Raw genomic sequence first — 18,663 nt, forward strand, 5'->3', positions numbered from 1 at the left:
TGCGAGGTCACGCTCGCGAAATATGATTTACTTTGAGGAGGTTGCAGGGCGAGCCCGCGACCGTGTGGAGTGCCGGCGCTGACCTCTGTTTGGAGGCGGCGCTTGTCTAAACTCGACTCGGACCATGATTTGGAATCTCACTCTGTGAAACGATCCGATTTGCCGTTTGAGCTTGGAGGGTGAGACCGGTGTTTGGGACAACGCCTGCGTGCTAGACTGCACTGTCGGCGCTGTGATGTGAAAGGGATCGTGATCGCTGGTTCTAGCGATTTTCGTTATTCGCTACATTTAGCTATCCTACTGGTTGTAGTATGCTAACGTTATAAGTGCTGGACGGAAGATGAAGTCATAGGCATCGCTATTGGATGACTCGCGCATTAGTGGAGGCCAAGGGGGGATATTTGGCTAAAGGCAAGGTTTTGAAGAAGTCCCCGGCGGCGGTCACCGCAATCGAGACACAGCCTGATGCGCTAGTATTCGAAGCTAAAGGCGATGGGCCTCGAACCCATGTCTTGATCGTTGGCGTCGGCCACTATCCGTTCTTTCGGGCCGGCGGGCCGAACGCAGATGAAAGTTCGCGCCTCGGTCAGTTGGCCTCTTCGACGGTTTCGGCTCGCATGCTGGCTCGTTGGTTCATCGAGAAATATAGTTATCCACCGGCTGAGCTCGGCAGCCTTGCCCTTCTGCTCTCGGAGATCGAGCCGAGGCCTTTTGAGACTGCGTCGGGCAAATGCAACGTACCTCAAGCCACCTACGATACATTCGCGGCAGCGGCGAGGGCTTGGCACTCACGCGGCGCTTGTGACGAGGGGAACCGCCTGATTTTCCTCTTTTTCGGCCATGGTTTCGGCTACGGCGTCTTGACGTCGCTGCTTTTCGCCGATTTTGATTTTCGCAGGCTGGATGCGTGGGAGAGCGCTCTTGATCTCGGGAAATTTCTCGGTGGAATGGAAACCTGTGCTGCAGCCGAGCAGATCTACTTCATTGACGCCTGTCGCCGTCCCCATGGTGATCTGCTTCCGCCAGGAGCCGCCATCGGGCGCTCTCCGGTCCATGCTAAAGCCCTTCCTCGGGAAGGTTTTTCCACTGTCCGAAACGCGCCGTTGATCTTCTCGACCGGGGACGAGCAACCTGCTCGTGGTCGCAAGGATGGTGCCAGCGTCTTTACCGATGCTTTCATGAAGACCATGAACGGGATGGGTGCGCGCGATGATAACGGTGACTGGCGGGTCAACAATTACTCGCTGCTCGAGGCCATGTCGCACGTTTCGCTGCGATTGACTCAAAATTTCTTTCCTGAGCCCCAGCAACCGCAGGGCGGTCAATCGCGAGGTTTCGATTTCCACTATCTTGCCGAGGATCCTATTTCGCCGATTTATCTCATGCGAAACCACGGCGCCTGTGGTCCTGGCGAACTCCATTACAGTGTGTGTGGAAAGCCGATGGTCCGAACTTGCGGGAACGAGGAATATGAAGTGGAATTGAGCCTGCCGTTCGGGGGGTACGATTTTACCCTTAAGATCGGCGACGTTGAGCTGGCGCGTGCACGTCAGCGTGCCGCTCCGACTTTCAAGAAGGCGAGGCTGGAATGATGGCGGAGGAAGCTCGGGTTACGGTGCGAGTCCATAAGGACCTTGACGGCGATCAAGTGGATTTTGGTGTTCCTGTTCGATTTCGTCCGGTGATCGAGGACTCGCGGACTGAAGCACGGCGCCTAGACAGATCGCGGAAGATCGTGACGATCGTCGCTCCCATTTCTCGCAGTCCGACTCGTGTCGCGACCATCTTCCTTCCTTGGGGCGACTATGACATCGAGGCGGTGATGCCTTCGGGAGTGCCTTTAGAAATACAAGAGCCTTCGGGAACGCAGGGGCGCATCGAGCTGACTGTGAACCCCGACGTGCAAAATATGGACAACAATGAGATCGTTGTTGTTCTTCGAGGGGAGAACTCCCCAAACGCATGGAGAAGTTGGGCGAACTTTGCCGGTGCACAGCTCGCCTCCGGGCGTCAGGCAATGCTTGAGTCGAGCAGACGAAAGGCCTTTGGTTCCCTTCCGGATAGCCGCTTCCAGGTGACGGTTGGCAGTCTTGCTCGCTCGGAGATTATTCCTCGTTTCGATCCCAAGAGGTGGGACCACTGGTTCGAATTTCTCGATCGGCGGTTCAACCGCGGTCACGATCTCTCTCCCGATATCGAACTGGATCAAGATGCATCAGGCTTAAAGGTCGAATTAGAAGGCGGGTCCAACGGGACCCCCCTTCGTATTCAGTTCGTCCAACGAGACCCGCCCGACATTAGCTTCGATCCGCAACATATCGGCGAAAGGCGTACGTACGCCGCGATTTCGGGTTTGAGCGGGACGCGGCTAGTAGCCATCCCTTGGCCTTGGGATGACAGCGCCCGCGTCGAGGGTCATGTTCCTTTCGAACTATTGGCCCTTGAGGAGAGCGGCGAACTCCGCTGCGAGCCGGTTCTGCGGGACGCGCGATGGTCTGGGATTGTCGCATACTTGAACAGTGGCCGAATAGATCTTGCCGGCGAAATTCTCAATCAGGCCAGCGATGCACTTTTCGAGAAGTTCGAGAACCCTCTCGCCGCCGCTGCGGGTGGCTATGTCCTTCTATCTTCCGAAAAGGTCGACGCCGAGAGCCGCTGGCCCGATTGGTTGAACAATCTGGCCGAGCGTTTTCCCCACTTGCCTGATGGCCTGATCCTGCGAGCGCGATGGCTGCTGGCTCAGAATAAAGCGGAGTATCTCGGCGAAGCGCATCGACTACTCTACGACTCGTACGAGCGGGGCATTCCGTATTTCACAACAGGCGTTGTGTGGCTGATGGAGGGCCTTGAGCAAACATCGGTCGATTGCGGTGTCTGCAAGGAATTCCTGCGAACGGTCCGGGGGGTTGCTCGATCCATGGACTTAAGCCAGGCTTTCACCTCCTTTTCAATCGCGAAGCCGCGGACCCGCGAAATGGAGGAGACGAGCCCCGAGGTTGATACGCTGCCCGGGCAAGCGCTGTTCGAACCGAACCTTCAGCAGTTTCTTCGTGGTCGCCAAGCAGAGACGGTCGGGTTTGTCATATCGCAATGGGAGGCGCCAGCGACGAACCAGCTCCTTACTTACCAGAACCAAGAGGCCTCTAAGACCCGACTTCTCCTTACACATCGTGAACAGCTTACGCCGAAGAAGAACTGATGTTTCAACTCGAGATGCTTCCCGCCCGCGAAGGCGACTGCCTCGTTCTGAGCTGGGGCGATCCAACGGAGCCTTTCCGGCTTATCATCGATGCCGGCCGGGATTCGACGGCAGACGCCGTACAATCCTATACCGCACGACATGGTCGAACGAATGGAATGTTCGAGCTCTTCATTGTCACGCACATCGATAGGGATCATATCGAGGGCGCCGTAAAGCTCTTGCGTGACGAAATCTTCCGACCTCTTGTCAAGGAGGTTTGGTTCAATGATCGCGGCAATCTCACTTACGCGCCGCCTGCTTCCGATTTTGAGGAATACGGGGCACTCGATGGGGAGAGGTTGGCGACCCTCATTTCGAAACACGCCATCAATACCAACATGCAGTTCAAGCCTGCACCGGTTGCCGTCGAGGGCGAATGGCTACGAACTATCACGCTCCAGGGCGGATTGCAGTTGACGGTGTTATCGCCTGATCACCAGCAACTGGCAAATCTGGCGAAACCTTGGGACGATACGGTGCGAGAGGCCCCCGACGGATGGGAGGAATATGGGGAACCTGAATCGATCGATATTGATTTTCTCGCCAGCCGTCCCTTCAAGAGTGATAGGGCTAAGCCGAATGGATCGAGCATCGCCGTAGTTGCGAGCTACAGGGGTTCATCCGTGCTCTTAACAGGTGACGCTCACGTCGAGCGACTCCTCGCCTCCCTCGAGCTTTACAGCAAACAGAATCCACAGCACGAGCGTTTCACACTCGTGAAAGCATCTCATCATGGCAGCCGCGGAAACGTCTCGCTAAGTTTAGTCAAGGCAGTTAAATGTGAGATGTGGGCGATCTCAACTAACGGCGATCATTTCAAGCATCCTGATCGCGAGGCAATCGCACGAATTATAGCCGGCTCGCCTAACCCCGTCCAATTGTTCTTCAACTACGATACCGAATTCACGAAATTTTGGCGTAAACAGTCCAAGCAACCCTATGTCTTTACATCGACCTATGGGACTAGCGGCTATCTCGCGATCGCCATCCCACAGACAGTCTCACGCTACAAGATCTAAGCGTCTACGCCCGCTCACGTTATCGTTGCTAGAAGATCGAGACGTCACAGAAAGAGATCCTCGTTGGTTGAGCAAGCCTAGAGTTGCCAAAACCGGTCGAAATCGCTGATCACTTCGCAGGAAAATGGAAGCGTTGGTCGGAAGGTGCCTATGCGACGCTATGCAAGCGCATGTCAAGATACAGACCAACCTTGATGGCTCGAGCGAAACATACTGACCGAATTCACACGCAATTAAGCTTGTGCCATCTATCCTCGCTCAAGGCGAATCGAATATCTTGTAGATGCACGCTTAGCGTTAGGTATATTAATGTCAACTCTCACTCCGAGTGTAATCAAAGACCCATTGTGTCGGTTCTACACAATGCCCCACGTGGGTAATTTGCTCGTTGATTTCATTTTCGATGAAAAGGTGAAGTCGATTGTCGATCTCGGGTGCGGGAGTGGATCGCTAACAGTCCCGGCATCGTTAAGGTGGCCTGACGCTGAAATAACTACCGTTGACATTGATGGCGACTGCGAGATTTGCAGAAGCGATCTACTTCCGACGTCCCGGCATCAACATCTACAGATGAACGTCCTTACGCCGGACTTACGAACGCGGTTGCCTGCCGATTTCGATCTTGCTTTGTGTAACCCACCATTCATTAAGCTTCCATGGATCCCTTGGTACGCTCAAATAGTCGAAGGCACCCCATTTGAAAAATTGGTGGAAAGCAAGTCGCTAGTCTCTGCCGAAGTGATGTTTATCGCTCAGAATATTGAGCTTCTAAAAGAACGAGGGCTCCTTGCTCTCATACTGCCTGACACGCTCGTTTCAGGACTAAAATCGAGGGAATTCAGAAAAACTCTCCTCGAAAACTTTGGTATCGATGCAGTTGTTCAATTGCCGAGAGGTTCTTTCTCAAAGACGGAAGCGCGTTCATTTCTTTTAGTTGTGCGAAAGCTAAAAAGTAAAGAACCGACTGTTCCACTCTATAATTACGACGCCGTGACCGGGAAGTCAGACGCAATAATTATTAGCAAAGCTGAAGGTGTCCACAGGCTTGATTACAGGTATTACACCAATAGCCCAAGAGAAAAAAGCGCCAGGACCCTTTCTGATATCGGGGCGGTCGTAAACAGAGGAAATATAACTGCAGCTTCTGCTCGCGATCGTGGGGTAAAGGTTTTCCATACTACTGATTTCGCGTCCGATCTCCTCAACTTTGATGAGGCTGAACAAGCGCTAGGGTGTGAAGCAGCCACGGCTGGCGACATTCTTCTTGCCCGAGTTGGCCGCTCTCTTCACCTGAAAGTTGCGAAAATTGTAAGCGGAAGCGTTTTGGTAACGGATTGCGTTTATATCATTCGTACTCCGAAGACTTATCAAGACGCAGTCTTTCGAAGATTGCGATCCGACGAGGGGGCGATGAAATTAAAAAACCTCAGTCGTGGTGTTGGGGCGGCCCATCTACCGAAGTCGGAGCTTATGAGTTTTCCAATTTTATAGAAGAGCGGATATGGCGGGGCAGGACGCGCAGACTTTTGAGGAAAGAGCGGATCAGATTGACGATCATGCTCTTCTAAATGAAACCGTTGCTGAAGATCACTTCGATACAGTCCATAGAGCCCTTGTGTCGAAGGGGTTGGTCCTGATCGAGGGCCCGCGAGGGTCTGGTAAAACGCATCTTATGCGCTTTACCGCCGTACGCTGCCGGCAGGAGAACAAACTACCGCTTGCGCTCTATGTAAGCTTTAATCGATATCTCCGTTTGGAACCGCTGCTACGCAAGAAGTCCGACGCGCTCGTGACGTTTCAAGCCTGGATCCTGGCAAACATACTCATTGAGGCTTCCGCGGTCGATGAGCAGCTCCGACACCCGTCAAGCGATAGCTTTCTCGAAGAGGTTTTCGGATTTACAGCAGATTCGTTACAAAGGTTGGTTGACAGCCTAGAGCGGCAACTGATGCCAGATGAGGAAGAAGAAGACCTTATAAGATTTCTGTCAATTGATAAGGTTAAAGACTTTCTACTGGCTCTGTGTGATCGACATAAACGCAAAAGAGTGGTCGTTTTGCTTGATGACGCGGCTCTTACTCTTACGCCCGAATATTTAGTTGAGCTGTTTGACGTGGTGCGCGTTTTAAAACATTCACGGATCGCACCGAAGGCTTCAGTGTACCCTGGCTCCACAGAATACGGGCCACGCTTTCATGCTGACCACGAAGGTAGAACAGTCTCAGCTTGGCTGCCGGTTGATACTGAAAACTATGAACAGACAATGCGAGAGATTGCATCAAAAAGGTTCAGTAGTGTCCAGCTTCCTCGCGCTGACATTAATGAGCTGTTCATGTTTGCGTCGTTTGGCATACCCCGCGCCTATCTAAACATGCTGCGCGCCTACAGGGATGCATCGGGGTCTGAGCAACAGCGCGTGAACACTATTATCCAAGAGCATCACAAACTCCGGTTACAAGAATTCCGTTCAATTGCGCAAAAAGTCCCTAAACTTGGTATTCTGGTTAAAACAGGGGAGCATTTTTTTAGTAGATGCATCGAGGCAATAAGACAGGCCAACCACGGAATGGACCGAGATGAGAAGCAGCTCGTCTTAGGGATTGAAACGTCTGGTCTAACGCCGATGATTAACAGGATGATCAATCTGCTGATCGAGGCTGGCCTTCTTTACGAATACAAGTCGGAGGTTTCTCACGGTGGTGCCGATCGAACCTATAGGCGGTTTACTCCTCACATCTCTTCTCTGATCGCGTCACGGTCCCTCGGTAGTCCATCGCGAGGTAGCTCTTCTAAACACTCACTCGAGGTCCTTAAGCTTCGACAAACTAAGCATCCAGTTCGTCGGAAGATTGACACTATCCTTGATGATAGTGAGATCCACGAGATCAGATTCGACCTTCCCGCGTGCGACAACTGTCAAACAAGGCGCCTGAGTGACTCACAGCTCTTTTGTCACGCGTGTGGCGAGAGGCTGGTGACAGCGTCTACCTATGAAACATGCATGAAAACACCGATATCTCACGTCCCAGGACTGACTGGGTGGCAAATCGAGTCATTAGCTACCGAAGCGATCAACGTAGTGGGGGACTTCGTCGCTATACAAGACAGTGGAACCAAGTTGCGACAGATCTGGCAGTTCGGACCAAAGAGGTCAGTCGCTGTTGCTGAAAAAATCCACACGTATGTCGACGAGTTCATGTCATGAGAGCACCATTATTGCTTCACAAAGAAGTAGTTTCTGTTGAGGGTTTTAATGGGTCAGTTGAAACTTCAACGATGTTCAGAGGAAACCAACCTCTGAGTGATACGAGCCCCTACGATCAGTTTATCGATAATACTAAGGCCATTAACCGGATATATTTAGGCCAAGCTGTTACTGGCGAGAATACCTTGCAGTCCACTCTTGAGCCTGAATTGGCAGCGCTTGTTGTGCTTGGCTACATGTCTGCGGTTGAAAGCTACATCAGGGCGCTAGTCAGGCGTTTGATTGAAGTAGACGACATGGTTCATACATTGGTGGAGCCTATGACAGTCAGTTTTGGTGCTGCACGTCATCACTCGCGTCAGCTTCTCCCAGAAGCTTTGACCGAACATGTATCTTTTGCCGGGAGCAGTGGCCTCACCACATTTTCTACAATGGTTGGGATTCAAAACTTTCCTCAGGACATGCAAAAAATTCGTGGTGACTTCTTGAAGATTTGCGAAATTAGGCACTGTTGCGTACATCGGTTCGGGAGGCTTGGATCAAAGACGGCGTTTGCCTTGGGGACGGCCGCTCATAAAGATTTGTTGGAAAAGCCGTTTCATCCTTCAATCGACGAACTGCAAACCATATCTGCAGCGTTGCTTCATTTTGTTCAGAAGCTAAACAATTTTCTGTACCAGACCCTTCTCGAACGAATTCCCGTTCAAGAAGCAGCTTTAGAGAACAGCAAATACACTTGGTACTGGGAGAATATGTGGGCAAAAGACAAAAAGAAGTTCACCGCATACTACAATATTTTTTCCACGCAGACGGGTGCTGGTAGCAGTAGGCCGGCCAAAGAAGTCTATCAAACCTTCCAGCACTACCTCACATCGAAGAAAAACCCACGTTCAGGTAATCAGCAAGGTGGCCGTCGGCGGTCTTCCGGCGCTGAGCAAAATCAGGCACAGTAAATTCCGTCAGTTGCCTTTATGATTTGAGTCCGGCGTCGATGGTCTCTTTGCGATCTGAAGGTCAATTTCCGAGGGCGGGAAATCGAACGTAGCATCAACCGCAACGGAACCTTCTCAGCCACGCCAGCTATGTTCCCGTCCCTCTCGAGCAGGAGGACGCGGTCGCCGTCAACTCTTACTTCGACGGCTTAAGTCTTCTAATTCATCTCTGTGGGGAAGAGGTTTGCGCAGCGCGCGGCACCAAAGCTCTACGGCGCGCTCGATGAGGAGGTCGGAAACAGGGGTAGATAATCTCGGTATGCTCAATACTCCCCATACTCTAGGGAGGGATTAAGCTCATCTATGATGAGCTTCGAACCCTGGGCGTATGCCGAGACGACCATCCTCTGGTAGGACCTGTAGGGCGCTACTCCCACGACCTTCGTCACGTCGCGGTGGCTAACGGTCAGGCGAGAATTACGTGTCGCATTCGTATCTCTTGTTGATGTCGCTGTCGTGATCGAGACCGACGTGATAGGTGACCTTGCCCCCAAGTTTTATTCAGTTTTGAGTTCGCTCCAGCGGTTTTGGGTTGCTGTATTTGGGGCGGTAGCGGCGGGTTGCGGTGCGGAGCCATTCCGGCTGCGCAGCACCGCATCACGTCGCGGGTTGATTGTCTGAGCGAACTCGGCAGGTGTCAGCCAGCCCAGGCCAGAATGCGGTCGATGATCGTTGTAATCGCTGCGCCAGTTTGAAAGCGCTGATCGAGCATGGGGCAGTGACGAGAAGAGCGTTTCATTCAGGAACTCGTCTCTCAGCCGCCCATTGAAGCTTTCGATGAAGGCGTTCTGGATCGGTTTGCCCGGTGCGATGTAGTGCCATTCCACCTTGGTCCGATCCGTCCATTGCAGGATGGCGTTGCTGGTGAACTCACTGCCATTGTCGCTGACGATCATCTTCGGCTTGCCTCGTCTCTCGATGATCCGATCCAGCTCACGGGCAACCCGCAGGCCGGAAAGAGACGTATCGGCGACGAGGCCCAGGCATTCCCTGGTGCAATCGTCGACGACGGTCAGCACCCGAAACCTGCGACCATCGGTGAACTGATCCGATACGAAGTCCAGTGACCAGCGATCATTGGCGGCAAGCGGGATCAGCATCGGTGCTCGTGTGCCTATCGCTCGTTTCCGACCGCCGCGCTTGCGCACCGTCAGTTTCTCTTCCCGATAGAGCCGGAAGAGCCGCTTGTGGTTCACAAGGTGACCCTCACGCCTGAGCAGCACGTGAAGGCGTCGATATCCAAAGCGGCGACGTTCATGCGCCAGCGCCTTCATCCGCTCACGAAGATCATAGTCATCGCTGCGCTTGGTTTTGTAACGGATCGTCATCCGGCAAAAGCCGATGGCTTTACACGCCCGCCGTTCGCTCATCTCGTGGTGATCCATCAGATGAGCGACAGCTTTTCGCCTTGCTGCGGGCGTCACCACTTCTTTCCCAAAAGGTCTTTCAAAGCCGCATTGTCCAGCATCGCATCTGCCAGGAGCCGTTTCAGCTTCGTGTTCTCGTCTTCCAGCGTCTTCAAGCGCTTGGCTTCGGATACGTCCATGCCGCCGAACTTGGCCTTCCATTTATATATGCTGGCATCGCTGACGCCGTGCTTGCGGCAAAGCTCCGAGACCGGCGTGCCAGCCTCGTGCTCCTTCAGAATGCCGATGATCTGCTCGTCCGTAAAACGATTGCGCTTCATTCTCTGGTCCTCTCGATGGGCCAGAGCTTACTTCAAAATGGATTAGTTCAACGGGGCAAGGTCATCCTGTTGGCTGAGTCCAATCATCGTCCGGTAAGAGAGATCATGACGACGCAGCACACCAATACGCTGAATCTCTTGGACTGATCCGCGCTTTAGTGGAGAGACTTCCCGTTGGTAGCGTTCTAGAAGCTGCCCAAGCGTGGTGCTTTCGAGAATTTTCGTGTCCGGCGCAGCACCAAACTTGTCTATCTGTGATTCCAGATTACGCGCCCACTTCTCGGCTTCGAGCTTCGTGTCGAACGATTTGCAACGGGGCTTGATGCCACGACGGCGAACTTGAGCTTGCCATCGTCCTCTGAGTTTGCGGATCGTCGCCATCGTGATTTCCAATAGATATTGAATCTCACACGTAGGATGCCCCGACATCGGAGCCAAGGATTATACCGACGAGCACCGCGAATACTGAGCAGGCAACTAGGACTTTCCGATCATCCTTGTGCGCCTTAGTCGCGGTCGGAGAAATACTCGTTAGGATAAAATTTACAACCGTAAATATACTGATTCAAGATGAAGGTGGGAGCGAAATCGAATGAACACTGCTCAATATTCTGGCTTGCTCTTAAGCTCAGCCGAAATTGCCGATCAATTTTGCGCCTGGCAGCAAGCTCTGGTGGAAATGTCGAAAAAAATTGGGGCAAGAACTTATAATTTAGACGGAAATGATCAGATTTATTTTAAGTTCTCAAAGGCTAAAATTGGACCTGCGCACAGCATAGTCACCTTTGCGAACAATGAACAGTTCAATCCCGCGATTGTCAAAATCAATGTTCCCAGAACTGCAGACAGCACTAACGGTTTATCCCATGTGTTGATCGATAACGATGTCAAAATAATCATTCGGCAGGGCAGGCTTCATCACAACCCTACGAACCCTCAAAACATTTTGCCGGATCAGTTCGACGCTGTCTGTGAAGCGGATCCCGTATTTAAAAGCCAACTGGGCAAGAAGGCGCCTCGCAACTGGTTTCAAGTGTGCGAACTTCGCGGGACCTCTGAGGAAATCTGCGCTCAGACGGTGGCATTTGTAATAATGTGCAAGGAGGTGCGTGAGGCGTTAGCCCGAGCGCCTCAGGATGAACCGCAGCCGAAGCACTTCCGATGGATCGCTGACGAGTTGATTTTGGCATTGAGCCTTTATTTGAATCATGGTGGATCGCCCCCGAACCAATACTCACTTGAGACGATTAGTCTTTCCAATGAACTGCGTGTTCTCGGATCACTGATGGGGAGACGCCGACGAGCGAACTACCGCAGTCCTAGTAGCGTCTATATGAAAGCAATGAATTTCCGCCGTCTTGATCCGAAATTCATTAATTCGGGAACCGTAGGTCTAAAAAACGGCTCTCAAGCCGAGCAGCGGATATGGGATTTATACGGCAATAAACCGGAAGAATTGGGCCAGATCGCAAGTGCAATTAGAGCAGCAATCGCGTCGCAGGAGCTGCTTCAAATTACAATCGCTGATGAAGACTACGATGCTGCTGAAGGAGTTGAGGGGCGCGTGCTAGTTGGTTTACATCGTTCGAAAGAGAGAGATCGAGCGATAGTCGAGAAAAAAAAGCGGCATGCGATCAAGAAGTATGGTTGCTTAAGGTGCGAAGGATGCCGAATCGTTTTCGGTGAGAAATACGGAGCCCATGGTGATGGCTTCATCGAAGCGCACCATCTGTTTCCGGTGAGGGATATGCTTCCCAACCATCGGACTAAAATCGGAGACTTAGCTCTTCTTTGCGCGAACTGCCACCGCATGGTCCATAAACGTGTTCCTTGGTTAACCATTCATGAACTGAAAGACATAGTTGTTGCTCAGCTCTGATCTCCGGCCATGCCATCAGCGAAAAAGTAGGGTAACCAAGCGTGACAGTTTTCTGCACATTTCGTATGCTGGTGCATCAGGGAGTGACGGTATCGGATCAGTGGTGACGAGGTCGAAAAGCGAACATAGAGTTTGTATCTTGGAGAGCGCGGTAAGCGGGTCACCAACCCAGATTATGTCCAAAATTCTATCTGCTTGTGGCGATGTTGATGGATAGGCCGACACTCAGCCAGGTCCAAATCATCCAGTCGCTCGCTGAAACACTTTCTTGGTTCGAAAAAGAAATCAGCTGGGGCGTTAGTTCAGGGGAGCTCAACCACCTGACCGGACGCATCGGTGAGCTTTATGCCGCAATGATTACTCGCGGACAGATGGCTTTAGACATCAATCAGCAAGGCTATGATGTAGTGTCGGCGTCGAATGAACGGATTTCAGTTAAAACAATCACCACGTCGACGCATGTCAGCTTCAATCATAGCACCTTTCACCATGTCGACCGGGTTATGATCCTCCGGATCAACATAGATGATGAGAAAGGTGTCTCCGTCGAGGAGCTTTTGGATGCGCCGTCAGGGGAAGTCCGTCAACTATTGCGGGAACAAGCCGGCAAGCTTGTCTACCCAATCAGACGTGGTGTTCGGACGGAGCGTCCGGTCGAATCTTTACAGGTGACTGCGAAGGCGTCCTATTCTGAATTCGAGATCGTAAAATACGAAAGCGGTGCCATCCGCATCCTTAAAAATAGAGTAGTTCAGGCGGTGATTGTAAAAGAAACCCTGCGATCCATCGCGACGGAAGTAGGGGTCGATTTGTTCAATTCTAAAGGCGGATTAAAAAACACGCAACAGCTTGGGGCTGATGTTATCCGCGCGCTAAATGCAGCGGCGGGTCTGTCGTAAGGCGCTCCCCAACGACACATTCGTGCTTGCCAGCGGCCTCTGAGCCTCTGAACCATAGCGATGGTGATCCGCCCCGGATTATTGCCAAGATGAACGGCATGCAAATGAAGCCATAATTATGCTTGGATCTGGTCTTTGCTCCGGTGCTCGCAGCAAGTGTGTTTTAGAATGATCGAAGCAATGGAAAATAAGCGCGTATCTTACCACTAGAACATTTTTGCGAGGCTCGCGTTGACACGTGGCATGTATGCGTGGTTTCTCACGTTATACGCGTGTTTAGTGAGACCTAGGAATGAGCCTAACCAAAATTTTGACCGCAGATGATTTGGCCGCTTTCGTGGAGGAGCGCTGTTCGCGGCATTGGAACAATACCCGGCAAGCTCTTCTACTTACTACACTTGGAACTGAGGCGCTGGCCTCAATGGATGATAAAACATTACTGAAGCGCCTCGGGGGTATTAAGTCGTTCATTGACAACAACGTAAAATCTCTACGAGTTATTACCCACAAATCGTCGGTAGGAAAGCATGGCGTTGTGCCAGCGGATGCGGATATTCCGGAAAATACAGATTTTCTATTTACGGCCAATTCAGGTCCGTTGAATCATCAGAGTAGCGTTCAACTCAGCTACCACCCTGGTTTATGGAAGGCATTCAAAAACCCGGTTAAGCCGGGATGTGCTAGAGTGTGGTCGTTCTCCACCCCGCACTCTTACACCGACATACCTATGGGCCAGCCTATACCTGAAAAGTCGATCGAAATCCCTGAGAGATTTGTAATCGGCATCGACGGGCCGCTAGGGCCAGTGAATGCCGCAACCCTGCGGGATAATATCCGGAAGTTTATCGCAGAGCGCGATCTGGAGGAGTCTTCATTGATTTCAAAGCCTACTCCGAGGTCGGACGGCTCTGAAGCATCTTTAGAGTCCACTGGGCAGAGCGTAGATTTTGCGACTGCGCTGGCGAGATTATCGAAATTGGATCAGTCTCGCATATCCATTCCTTTGGACATTGTTATGGAAATGTTCAGGGCCCGGTAAACTGACGTGCAATATTTTATCCTAGCAGGTTTGGGGGGGGAGCTTTTTGAAGCGGTAAGAAAGGTTGTCGCGAAAGAATTCCGCTCAAGTCCCATCATTGGAAGGCCAGTCAAGACAAATCAATCTTATTCATATTCTCTTGAAGACATTACGGTAATTGCGAGGCTTGCTCGTGACATGCTCGCAAGTAATATCGAGAAGGGTTCAAGTTGTTTCCTCTCGCTGATATACGCGCAGCACGCAAATTCAGAAGTTCTACTCGATAACTTTACGCCAGCTACGCTTAATTTCAGTTTGCCATCTAATATTAATTACATTGAAAAAGACCAGGCGTTGCCTTTGATCATGCGTGCGGTGCGGAATGCGCAGAGCTTAGGTCGAACCCTAAATACGATTTTTGAATCTGAGATTCGGCGAAGCCCTCTTGCGCTTCCATTCGCAAACTACAAGATCGACACTTTTCCGACCCAGTTAACGCAGGCTTCTACTTTCCACCATGATGATGATCCGGCCAGCATCGGCGAAATAGTCAATTTGCCCACTGCACTCACAGTTAGTCCTAAGACGACTGTCTTCTCGGATAATAGGAACCTACTATTTGTTCCCGCAAAACGCCGTGAATTTCATGGTCACGAGGTATCCGGTGATTTGCCTTTTACATGGTTGAGGGGCGCTTTCAGGGTCGGGCGTAGCCTCCCTGTAGGTTTTCACTATGATGTGAGGCCGGACAAACCTCCGCTCAGTCGCTTTGACTTTGAGGATTGCGAAAAGGGTTTGGTGTCTCCAAAAAGTGAACATACGTATATCAACATTACGCCAAACGACCGGATACGCCTAGGAAAGAAAGGATAGATAGAAACAACAAAGGGTGGACTAGCCACCCTTGTGTATTCTTCTAGCAGAACGTCAACTTCGATCTTACCACCATTGCCCTTAACGTCGTCCGGCATAAACCGCCGAGTCAGTAACAAGATGGGTGGGGCCACATCCGTATAGTGTCGCCCATCGACGCGGTAGTGTGCTGCAAGCCTTTTAGCAATGCTGCTACTACCATGGCACGGTCCCAAACTATGAGTTCGGTTAGGTGCTCGCAGATGTGCTCTGCAAGCACATTATCTAGAGACATTAAATATTTTGTCAATAGCCTTGATAAATGAACCCGAACCGCAGGCTTTTGATCAGAAAGTGGCTCAAACGCGCCTCTACTTGAATCAGCGTCAGAACCAGCAATAAGCCATATTACACCAAAAGTGCGAATTTGACGTTTAAATAAATGACTTAGAATGGCGGAGAGGGTGGGATTCGAACCCACGATACCCTTGCAGGTATGCCGCATTTCGAGTGCGGTCTAGCGGGGCTTATGGTTTTCGTCGATCAAAGCCCCAGGCTCAAACTCTTTTTTAACGACTGCCAGAGCTCATACATCTTTCTCTGCTCAGCTGTATGCGCCCGCTCAACCAGCCGCGCGACGTTCCTGATGCGATCTACCTGCTGAAGCTGATCCTTGCCCAGCCGCAGATCCATCTTTTCCAGCTCCAGCCTGCTGGTCGTCCCAAACCGCTTCTCCAGCGCGTTGGCGATCGCGGCTGCCTCGACAAGCGCCTGCTTGCCGTCCGGCGTCTCCATCATCCGCTCAAGGAACTGCGGCCTCTGCTCGCTGCCAAGCTGATCAAAGGCCTTGAGGATCGCCTCGCTCTTCGGTGTCAAACCCGGCACTTCAACGATATCCCGTTTCTGGCGTTGCCACTCTTCCGACCCGCGCGCGTCGTCCAATCGGCGCTCCCAGGTTTCTGCCGCATGACCGACATGGCTTGAGAGGCCTTGCGCTCTGCTCAGTGCCTGCTTGCGCTCGGCATTGTCGCCGAACAGACCAGTCTTGCCACGCAGAGCTCCAAACTGTTCCGGCCGCTCCTGGACAGCTTTGACCAGTTCGGCTTTGTCGATTTTGTCATCGAGGATGAGGCCCTTGAAGGTGAGCGCAACGGTAAAGGTGTCCTGATAAACTGAGCCCGCCATCGATCGTAGGTGCTCGATCTCACGCTCCAGATGCGGCATGGCATTGTCCCGCGCCACCTCGTTGATGGTACGGTCATATTGGGTGATGGCGGCAACGAGCGGGGCAGGAATGTCCTGGCTCTGTGAGCGGGTCTGTTCCGGCGTTCCGACGACACGTTCCTGCTGACGCGTTTTCGCTCCGACCCTGGCGACCTCCAGCTCCTCCGTTCCGCTTGCTCTCGCCTGCAATCCGCGCCGCTCGGCAAACACCTGCTCATAATCGAGCGTGGTTTCCTTGACGCCTGAGCGCCCCATGCTGGCAACCATGTCCTTCATATCTTTCAGCTCATTACGACCGGCATAGAGTGTCACAGCGTCGCGGTGGCGGGTCATGGCCACATAGGTTAGATGCCGGTCCATTCTCGAGGATGCCATGACGAAGGCGCGGTCGACGGTGGCCCCTTGGGCTTTGTGGATGGTGGTGGCGTAGCCGTGATCAAAGGATTGGTAATCTTTGACCGGTAGAGCGAGATGGCGGGCATCGTTTGGTCCGCCCGAAGATCCGTCGAGCCGCAGATGTAGTGCGTTCGGCTCGACGGCTTCCACCGTTCCCAGCATGCCATTCTTGACGTCAAGGTCGCAATTGTTCTCGAGAAGGACGATGCGGTCACCAGGCGCAAAGGCACGCTTGCCGTTGACCGTCTGGTAGACGAGCTCGCGGTTTGTCAGGCCATCTCCGTATCCTTGTTCACTGCGAGCTTGACCATCACCTTTTGCCAGCAATCCTTCCGCCTGCAGCCGCTCTCGGATGCCATCATTGATGGCACGCACATTCACCCGCCGATGGGCCAATGCAATGCGTGACCCCTCCGGGTTCTGCGCCCGATCGGCAAGATAATCGCCGATCAATTCGGCGCAGGCCTGCTCCCGATCTTTGGCGAACCGAATGCTGTTTCGCTCCGCATACTGCTGCAATCCTTCCGCCGTGCGATGCGTGGCAAAAGCGACGGACGCTTCTCTCTGCCAGTCGTGCTTCTGCCGGCGGATATCGGTGAGCTCCACCGAGCCGATGCGCTCGGCAATGGCGCGGAAGGGCGAGCCTGCACCGATCGCCTGAAGCTGTTCATGATCACCGACGAGCACAAGCTTGGCGCCACGCTTTTCGGCCTCTGCAACGAAGCGCGCCAGCTGACGGCTTGCCACCATGCCAGCCTCATCGATGACGAGAATGTCGTTGCGGCCAAGCTCATTTCTGCCACGGCTCCAGCCATACTCCCATGACGCCAGCGTGCGCGCTGGAATACCCGATGACGTCGTCAAACCTTCGGCCGCCTTGCCGGCAAGGGCGGCTCCATGAACACGATAGCCTTGCGCTTCCCAGGCTTCCCTTGCCGCGGACAGCATCGTCGATTTGCCAGCCCCGGCAAAGCCGATGACAGCTGCAATCTGTGTCGGTGAAGTGATGTGGCGAACAGCAGTGCGCTGCTCATCTGTCAGACCCGAGCCACCCAGTATCGCGTCCTGCCGATCGAGTGCCTGTTCAATCGTGGTTGCGCTTACGCCATGACTGTTTCGCTCCGTCATGCGCAGACTGCTCGCTGCCATCGCGTGCTCGACACCGATCATCTCGCGCGTCGAGTATTTCGCTAGTTTGCTGTTTTGCGCAGGCAAAAGCTCGACGAGCTGGGGTGACGCCATGACGGCGGCAAAGGCGCACTGGAAACCGTGGCTGTCGTTGATGTAGCGATGGATGGTACGGGCAATGTCATGACGATCGAAGACGCTTTTCTCGTCGGTCAGGATCCGCAAAACCTCTTCCGGCTTCCTGCGGATCAGATCGGCGTTCTTCTTCGCGGCTTGCTCTTCGAGGCGAGTCCTGGATACGGCGAGCCCACGCCGCTCCATCTGGCTGGCGTGGACGCCCATATGCTCGGTCGGTGAAAGCTCCAGACCGCGATCAAGATGCGATCGATGATCGACACGGATACCGAGACCGGCCTCCAGCAGATGACGATTGGCGAGATCGGCAAAGGCCTTGCGGATGTCGCGCATCTGCATGTGCGAGGTGGGCAGACCGTTTGCCAGCAACCACCTGTTCTCACGCTCGATCATGGTCTTCTCGCCAAGACCGTCTGGAGTGACTTCCCTTGTGGTCATCATCACATGCGCATGGACATTGCGGATGTCGCTCTTGCCCTGAGGAACGTGAATGGCGAAGTCGACCGCAGCGCCGTAACGATCGGCCAGATCCTGGGCAAAGGCGCGGGCAAGCGACAGGCGGGCGTCTGCACTCAGCTCATGCGGAAGAGCGATCTCGAACTCCCGGGCAACGCGGGAATCCTTTCGGCGCTCTGCCCTCTCTGCGGCGTTCCACAGCGCTGAACGATCGAGCGCCCAGTCTGCCTCGACATCGTCGGGTAGAACGATCTCGGAATGAATCACGCCCTTCTTGGCGGTAAAGTCATGGGTGAGGCCATCGCGCTCGTTGGTCAGCAGGCTTGCTGTCCGGTAGGCGATGGCTGCGACGGCACTTCGGCCTCCCGACCGGCTAACCGGCTTTGCGCTGCAATGATAGATCGCCATCATTCCCCCGCGATAGACAGATCCGACAGGCAGACAGTCTCCAACTGTCGCTTGTTCCCTGGACAAAGGGCGCAAACCACGCGCCAAAACGTGCTCAACTCGTAAGTGCGCCCTTGTGCCTTAA

The 18,663-nt window shown here is 53.1% G+C and carries 12 protein-coding genes and 1 pseudogene; 10 read left to right on the forward strand and 3 right to left on the reverse strand.

What is annotated here, in order from left to right; all coding sequences use genetic code 11:
• Positions 1-401: 401 nt before the first annotated feature.
• The 6 genes from WKI41_RS02920 to WKI41_RS02945 all read left to right on the forward strand — a co-directional run bounded on the left by WKI41_RS02920 (position 402) and on the right by WKI41_RS02945 (position 8,418).
• Positions 402-1,592 (forward strand): hypothetical protein, encoded by a 1,191-nt coding sequence (locus WKI41_RS02920; protein ID WP_340192005.1) that lies wholly within the window; start codon positions 402-404, stop codon positions 1,590-1,592.
• Positions 1,589-3,199, forward strand: a complete 1,611-nt coding sequence (locus WKI41_RS02925) for a hypothetical protein (RefSeq protein ID WP_340192006.1) — start codon at positions 1,589-1,591, stop codon at positions 3,197-3,199. The genes WKI41_RS02920 and WKI41_RS02925 overlap by 4 nt, the downstream gene beginning before the upstream one ends.
• A complete protein-coding gene (locus WKI41_RS02930; RefSeq protein WP_340192007.1) occupies positions 3,199-4,260 on the forward strand; it encodes a ComEC/Rec2 family competence protein in 1,062 nt (353 codons plus the stop codon). Before WKI41_RS02925 ends, WKI41_RS02930 begins: the two co-directional genes overlap by 1 nt.
• Before the next feature lie 363 nt (positions 4,261-4,623).
• A complete protein-coding gene (locus tag WKI41_RS02935) occupies positions 4,624-5,751 on the forward strand; it encodes an N-6 DNA methylase (RefSeq protein ID WP_340192008.1) in 1,128 nt (375 codons plus the stop codon).
• A 10-nt stretch (positions 5,752-5,761) separates the two neighbouring features.
• Complete coding sequence (locus tag WKI41_RS02940) at positions 5,762-7,465, forward strand: hypothetical protein (RefSeq protein WP_340192009.1); 1,704 nt, start codon at positions 5,762-5,764, stop codon at positions 7,463-7,465.
• Positions 7,462-8,418, forward strand: coding sequence for a hypothetical protein (locus WKI41_RS02945; RefSeq protein WP_340192010.1), 957 nt, complete (start codon positions 7,462-7,464; stop codon positions 8,416-8,418). The genes WKI41_RS02940 and WKI41_RS02945 overlap by 4 nt, the downstream gene beginning before the upstream one ends.
• A 536-nt stretch (positions 8,419-8,954) precedes the next feature.
• Here the strand turns inward: WKI41_RS02945 and WKI41_RS02950 are convergent.
• A protein-coding gene (locus tag WKI41_RS02950; RefSeq protein WP_340192011.1) for an IS3 family transposase occupies positions 8,955-10,144 on the reverse strand; the annotation gives its coding sequence in 2 pieces (ribosomal slippage) (positions 8,955-9,895 and positions 9,895-10,144; 1,191 coding nt in all).
• A gap of 63 nt (positions 10,145-10,207) precedes the next feature.
• Positions 10,208-10,525: pseudogene (locus WKI41_RS02955) on the reverse strand (site-specific integrase); the annotation flags it as partial.
• A 211-nt stretch (positions 10,526-10,736) separates the two neighbouring features.
• Here WKI41_RS02955 and WKI41_RS02960 point away from each other — a divergent pair.
• The 4 genes from WKI41_RS02960 to WKI41_RS02975 all read left to right on the forward strand — a co-directional run bounded on the left by WKI41_RS02960 (position 10,737) and on the right by WKI41_RS02975 (position 14,813).
• Positions 10,737-12,023, forward strand: a complete 1,287-nt coding sequence (locus WKI41_RS02960; protein WP_340192012.1) for an HNH endonuclease — start codon at positions 10,737-10,739, stop codon at positions 12,021-12,023.
• A gap of 209 nt (positions 12,024-12,232) precedes the next feature.
• Positions 12,233-12,922, forward strand: a complete 690-nt coding sequence (locus WKI41_RS02965; protein WP_340192013.1) for a DUF6998 domain-containing protein — start codon at positions 12,233-12,235, stop codon at positions 12,920-12,922.
• A gap of 292 nt (positions 12,923-13,214) precedes the next feature.
• Positions 13,215-13,961: a hypothetical protein gene (locus tag WKI41_RS02970; protein ID WP_340192014.1), complete on the forward strand. Its 747-nt coding sequence runs from the start codon at positions 13,215-13,217 to the stop codon at positions 13,959-13,961.
• Positions 13,962-13,967: 6 nt separating this feature from the next.
• Positions 13,968-14,813: a hypothetical protein gene (locus tag WKI41_RS02975; protein WP_340192015.1), complete on the forward strand. Its 846-nt coding sequence runs from the start codon at positions 13,968-13,970 to the stop codon at positions 14,811-14,813.
• Between the two features lie 522 nt (positions 14,814-15,335).
• Here WKI41_RS02975 and traA read toward each other — a convergent pair.
• Positions 15,336-18,539 (reverse strand): Ti-type conjugative transfer relaxase TraA, encoded by a 3,204-nt coding sequence (gene traA / locus WKI41_RS02980; protein WP_340192016.1) that lies wholly within the window; start codon positions 18,537-18,539, stop codon positions 15,336-15,338.
• Positions 18,540-18,663: the final 124 nt, after the last annotated feature.

Source organism: Agrobacterium larrymoorei (genome assembly GCF_037722385.1).
Lineage (GTDB): Bacteria > Pseudomonadota > Alphaproteobacteria > Rhizobiales > Rhizobiaceae > Agrobacterium > Agrobacterium larrymoorei_C.

What these genes read in the sequence shown, in the direction of transcription:
- WKI41_RS02925 (WP_340192006.1), top strand. Translation starts at nt 1,589, where the DNA reads ATGATGGCGGAGGAAGCTCGGGTTACGGTGCGAGTCCATAAGGACCTT.
- WKI41_RS02930 (WP_340192007.1), top strand. Translation starts at nt 3,199, where the DNA reads ATGTTTCAACTCGAGATGCTTCCCGCCCGCGAAGGCGACTGCCTCGTT.
- WKI41_RS02935 (WP_340192008.1), top strand. Translation starts at nt 4,624, where the DNA reads ATGCCCCACGTGGGTAATTTGCTCGTTGATTTCATTTTCGATGAAAAG.
- WKI41_RS02940 (WP_340192009.1), top strand. Translation starts at nt 5,762, where the DNA reads ATGGCGGGGCAGGACGCGCAGACTTTTGAGGAAAGAGCGGATCAGATT.
- WKI41_RS02945 (WP_340192010.1), top strand. Translation starts at nt 7,462, where the DNA reads ATGAGAGCACCATTATTGCTTCACAAAGAAGTAGTTTCTGTTGAGGGT.
- WKI41_RS02960 (WP_340192012.1), top strand. Translation starts at nt 10,737, where the DNA reads ATGAACACTGCTCAATATTCTGGCTTGCTCTTAAGCTCAGCCGAAATT.
- WKI41_RS02965 (WP_340192013.1), top strand. Translation starts at nt 12,233, where the DNA reads ATGGATAGGCCGACACTCAGCCAGGTCCAAATCATCCAGTCGCTCGCT.
- WKI41_RS02970 (WP_340192014.1), top strand. Translation starts at nt 13,215, where the DNA reads ATGAGCCTAACCAAAATTTTGACCGCAGATGATTTGGCCGCTTTCGTG.
- traA (WP_340192016.1), bottom strand. Translation starts at nt 18,539, where the DNA reads ATGGCGATCTATCATTGCAGCGCAAAGCCGGTTAGCCGGTCGGGAGGC.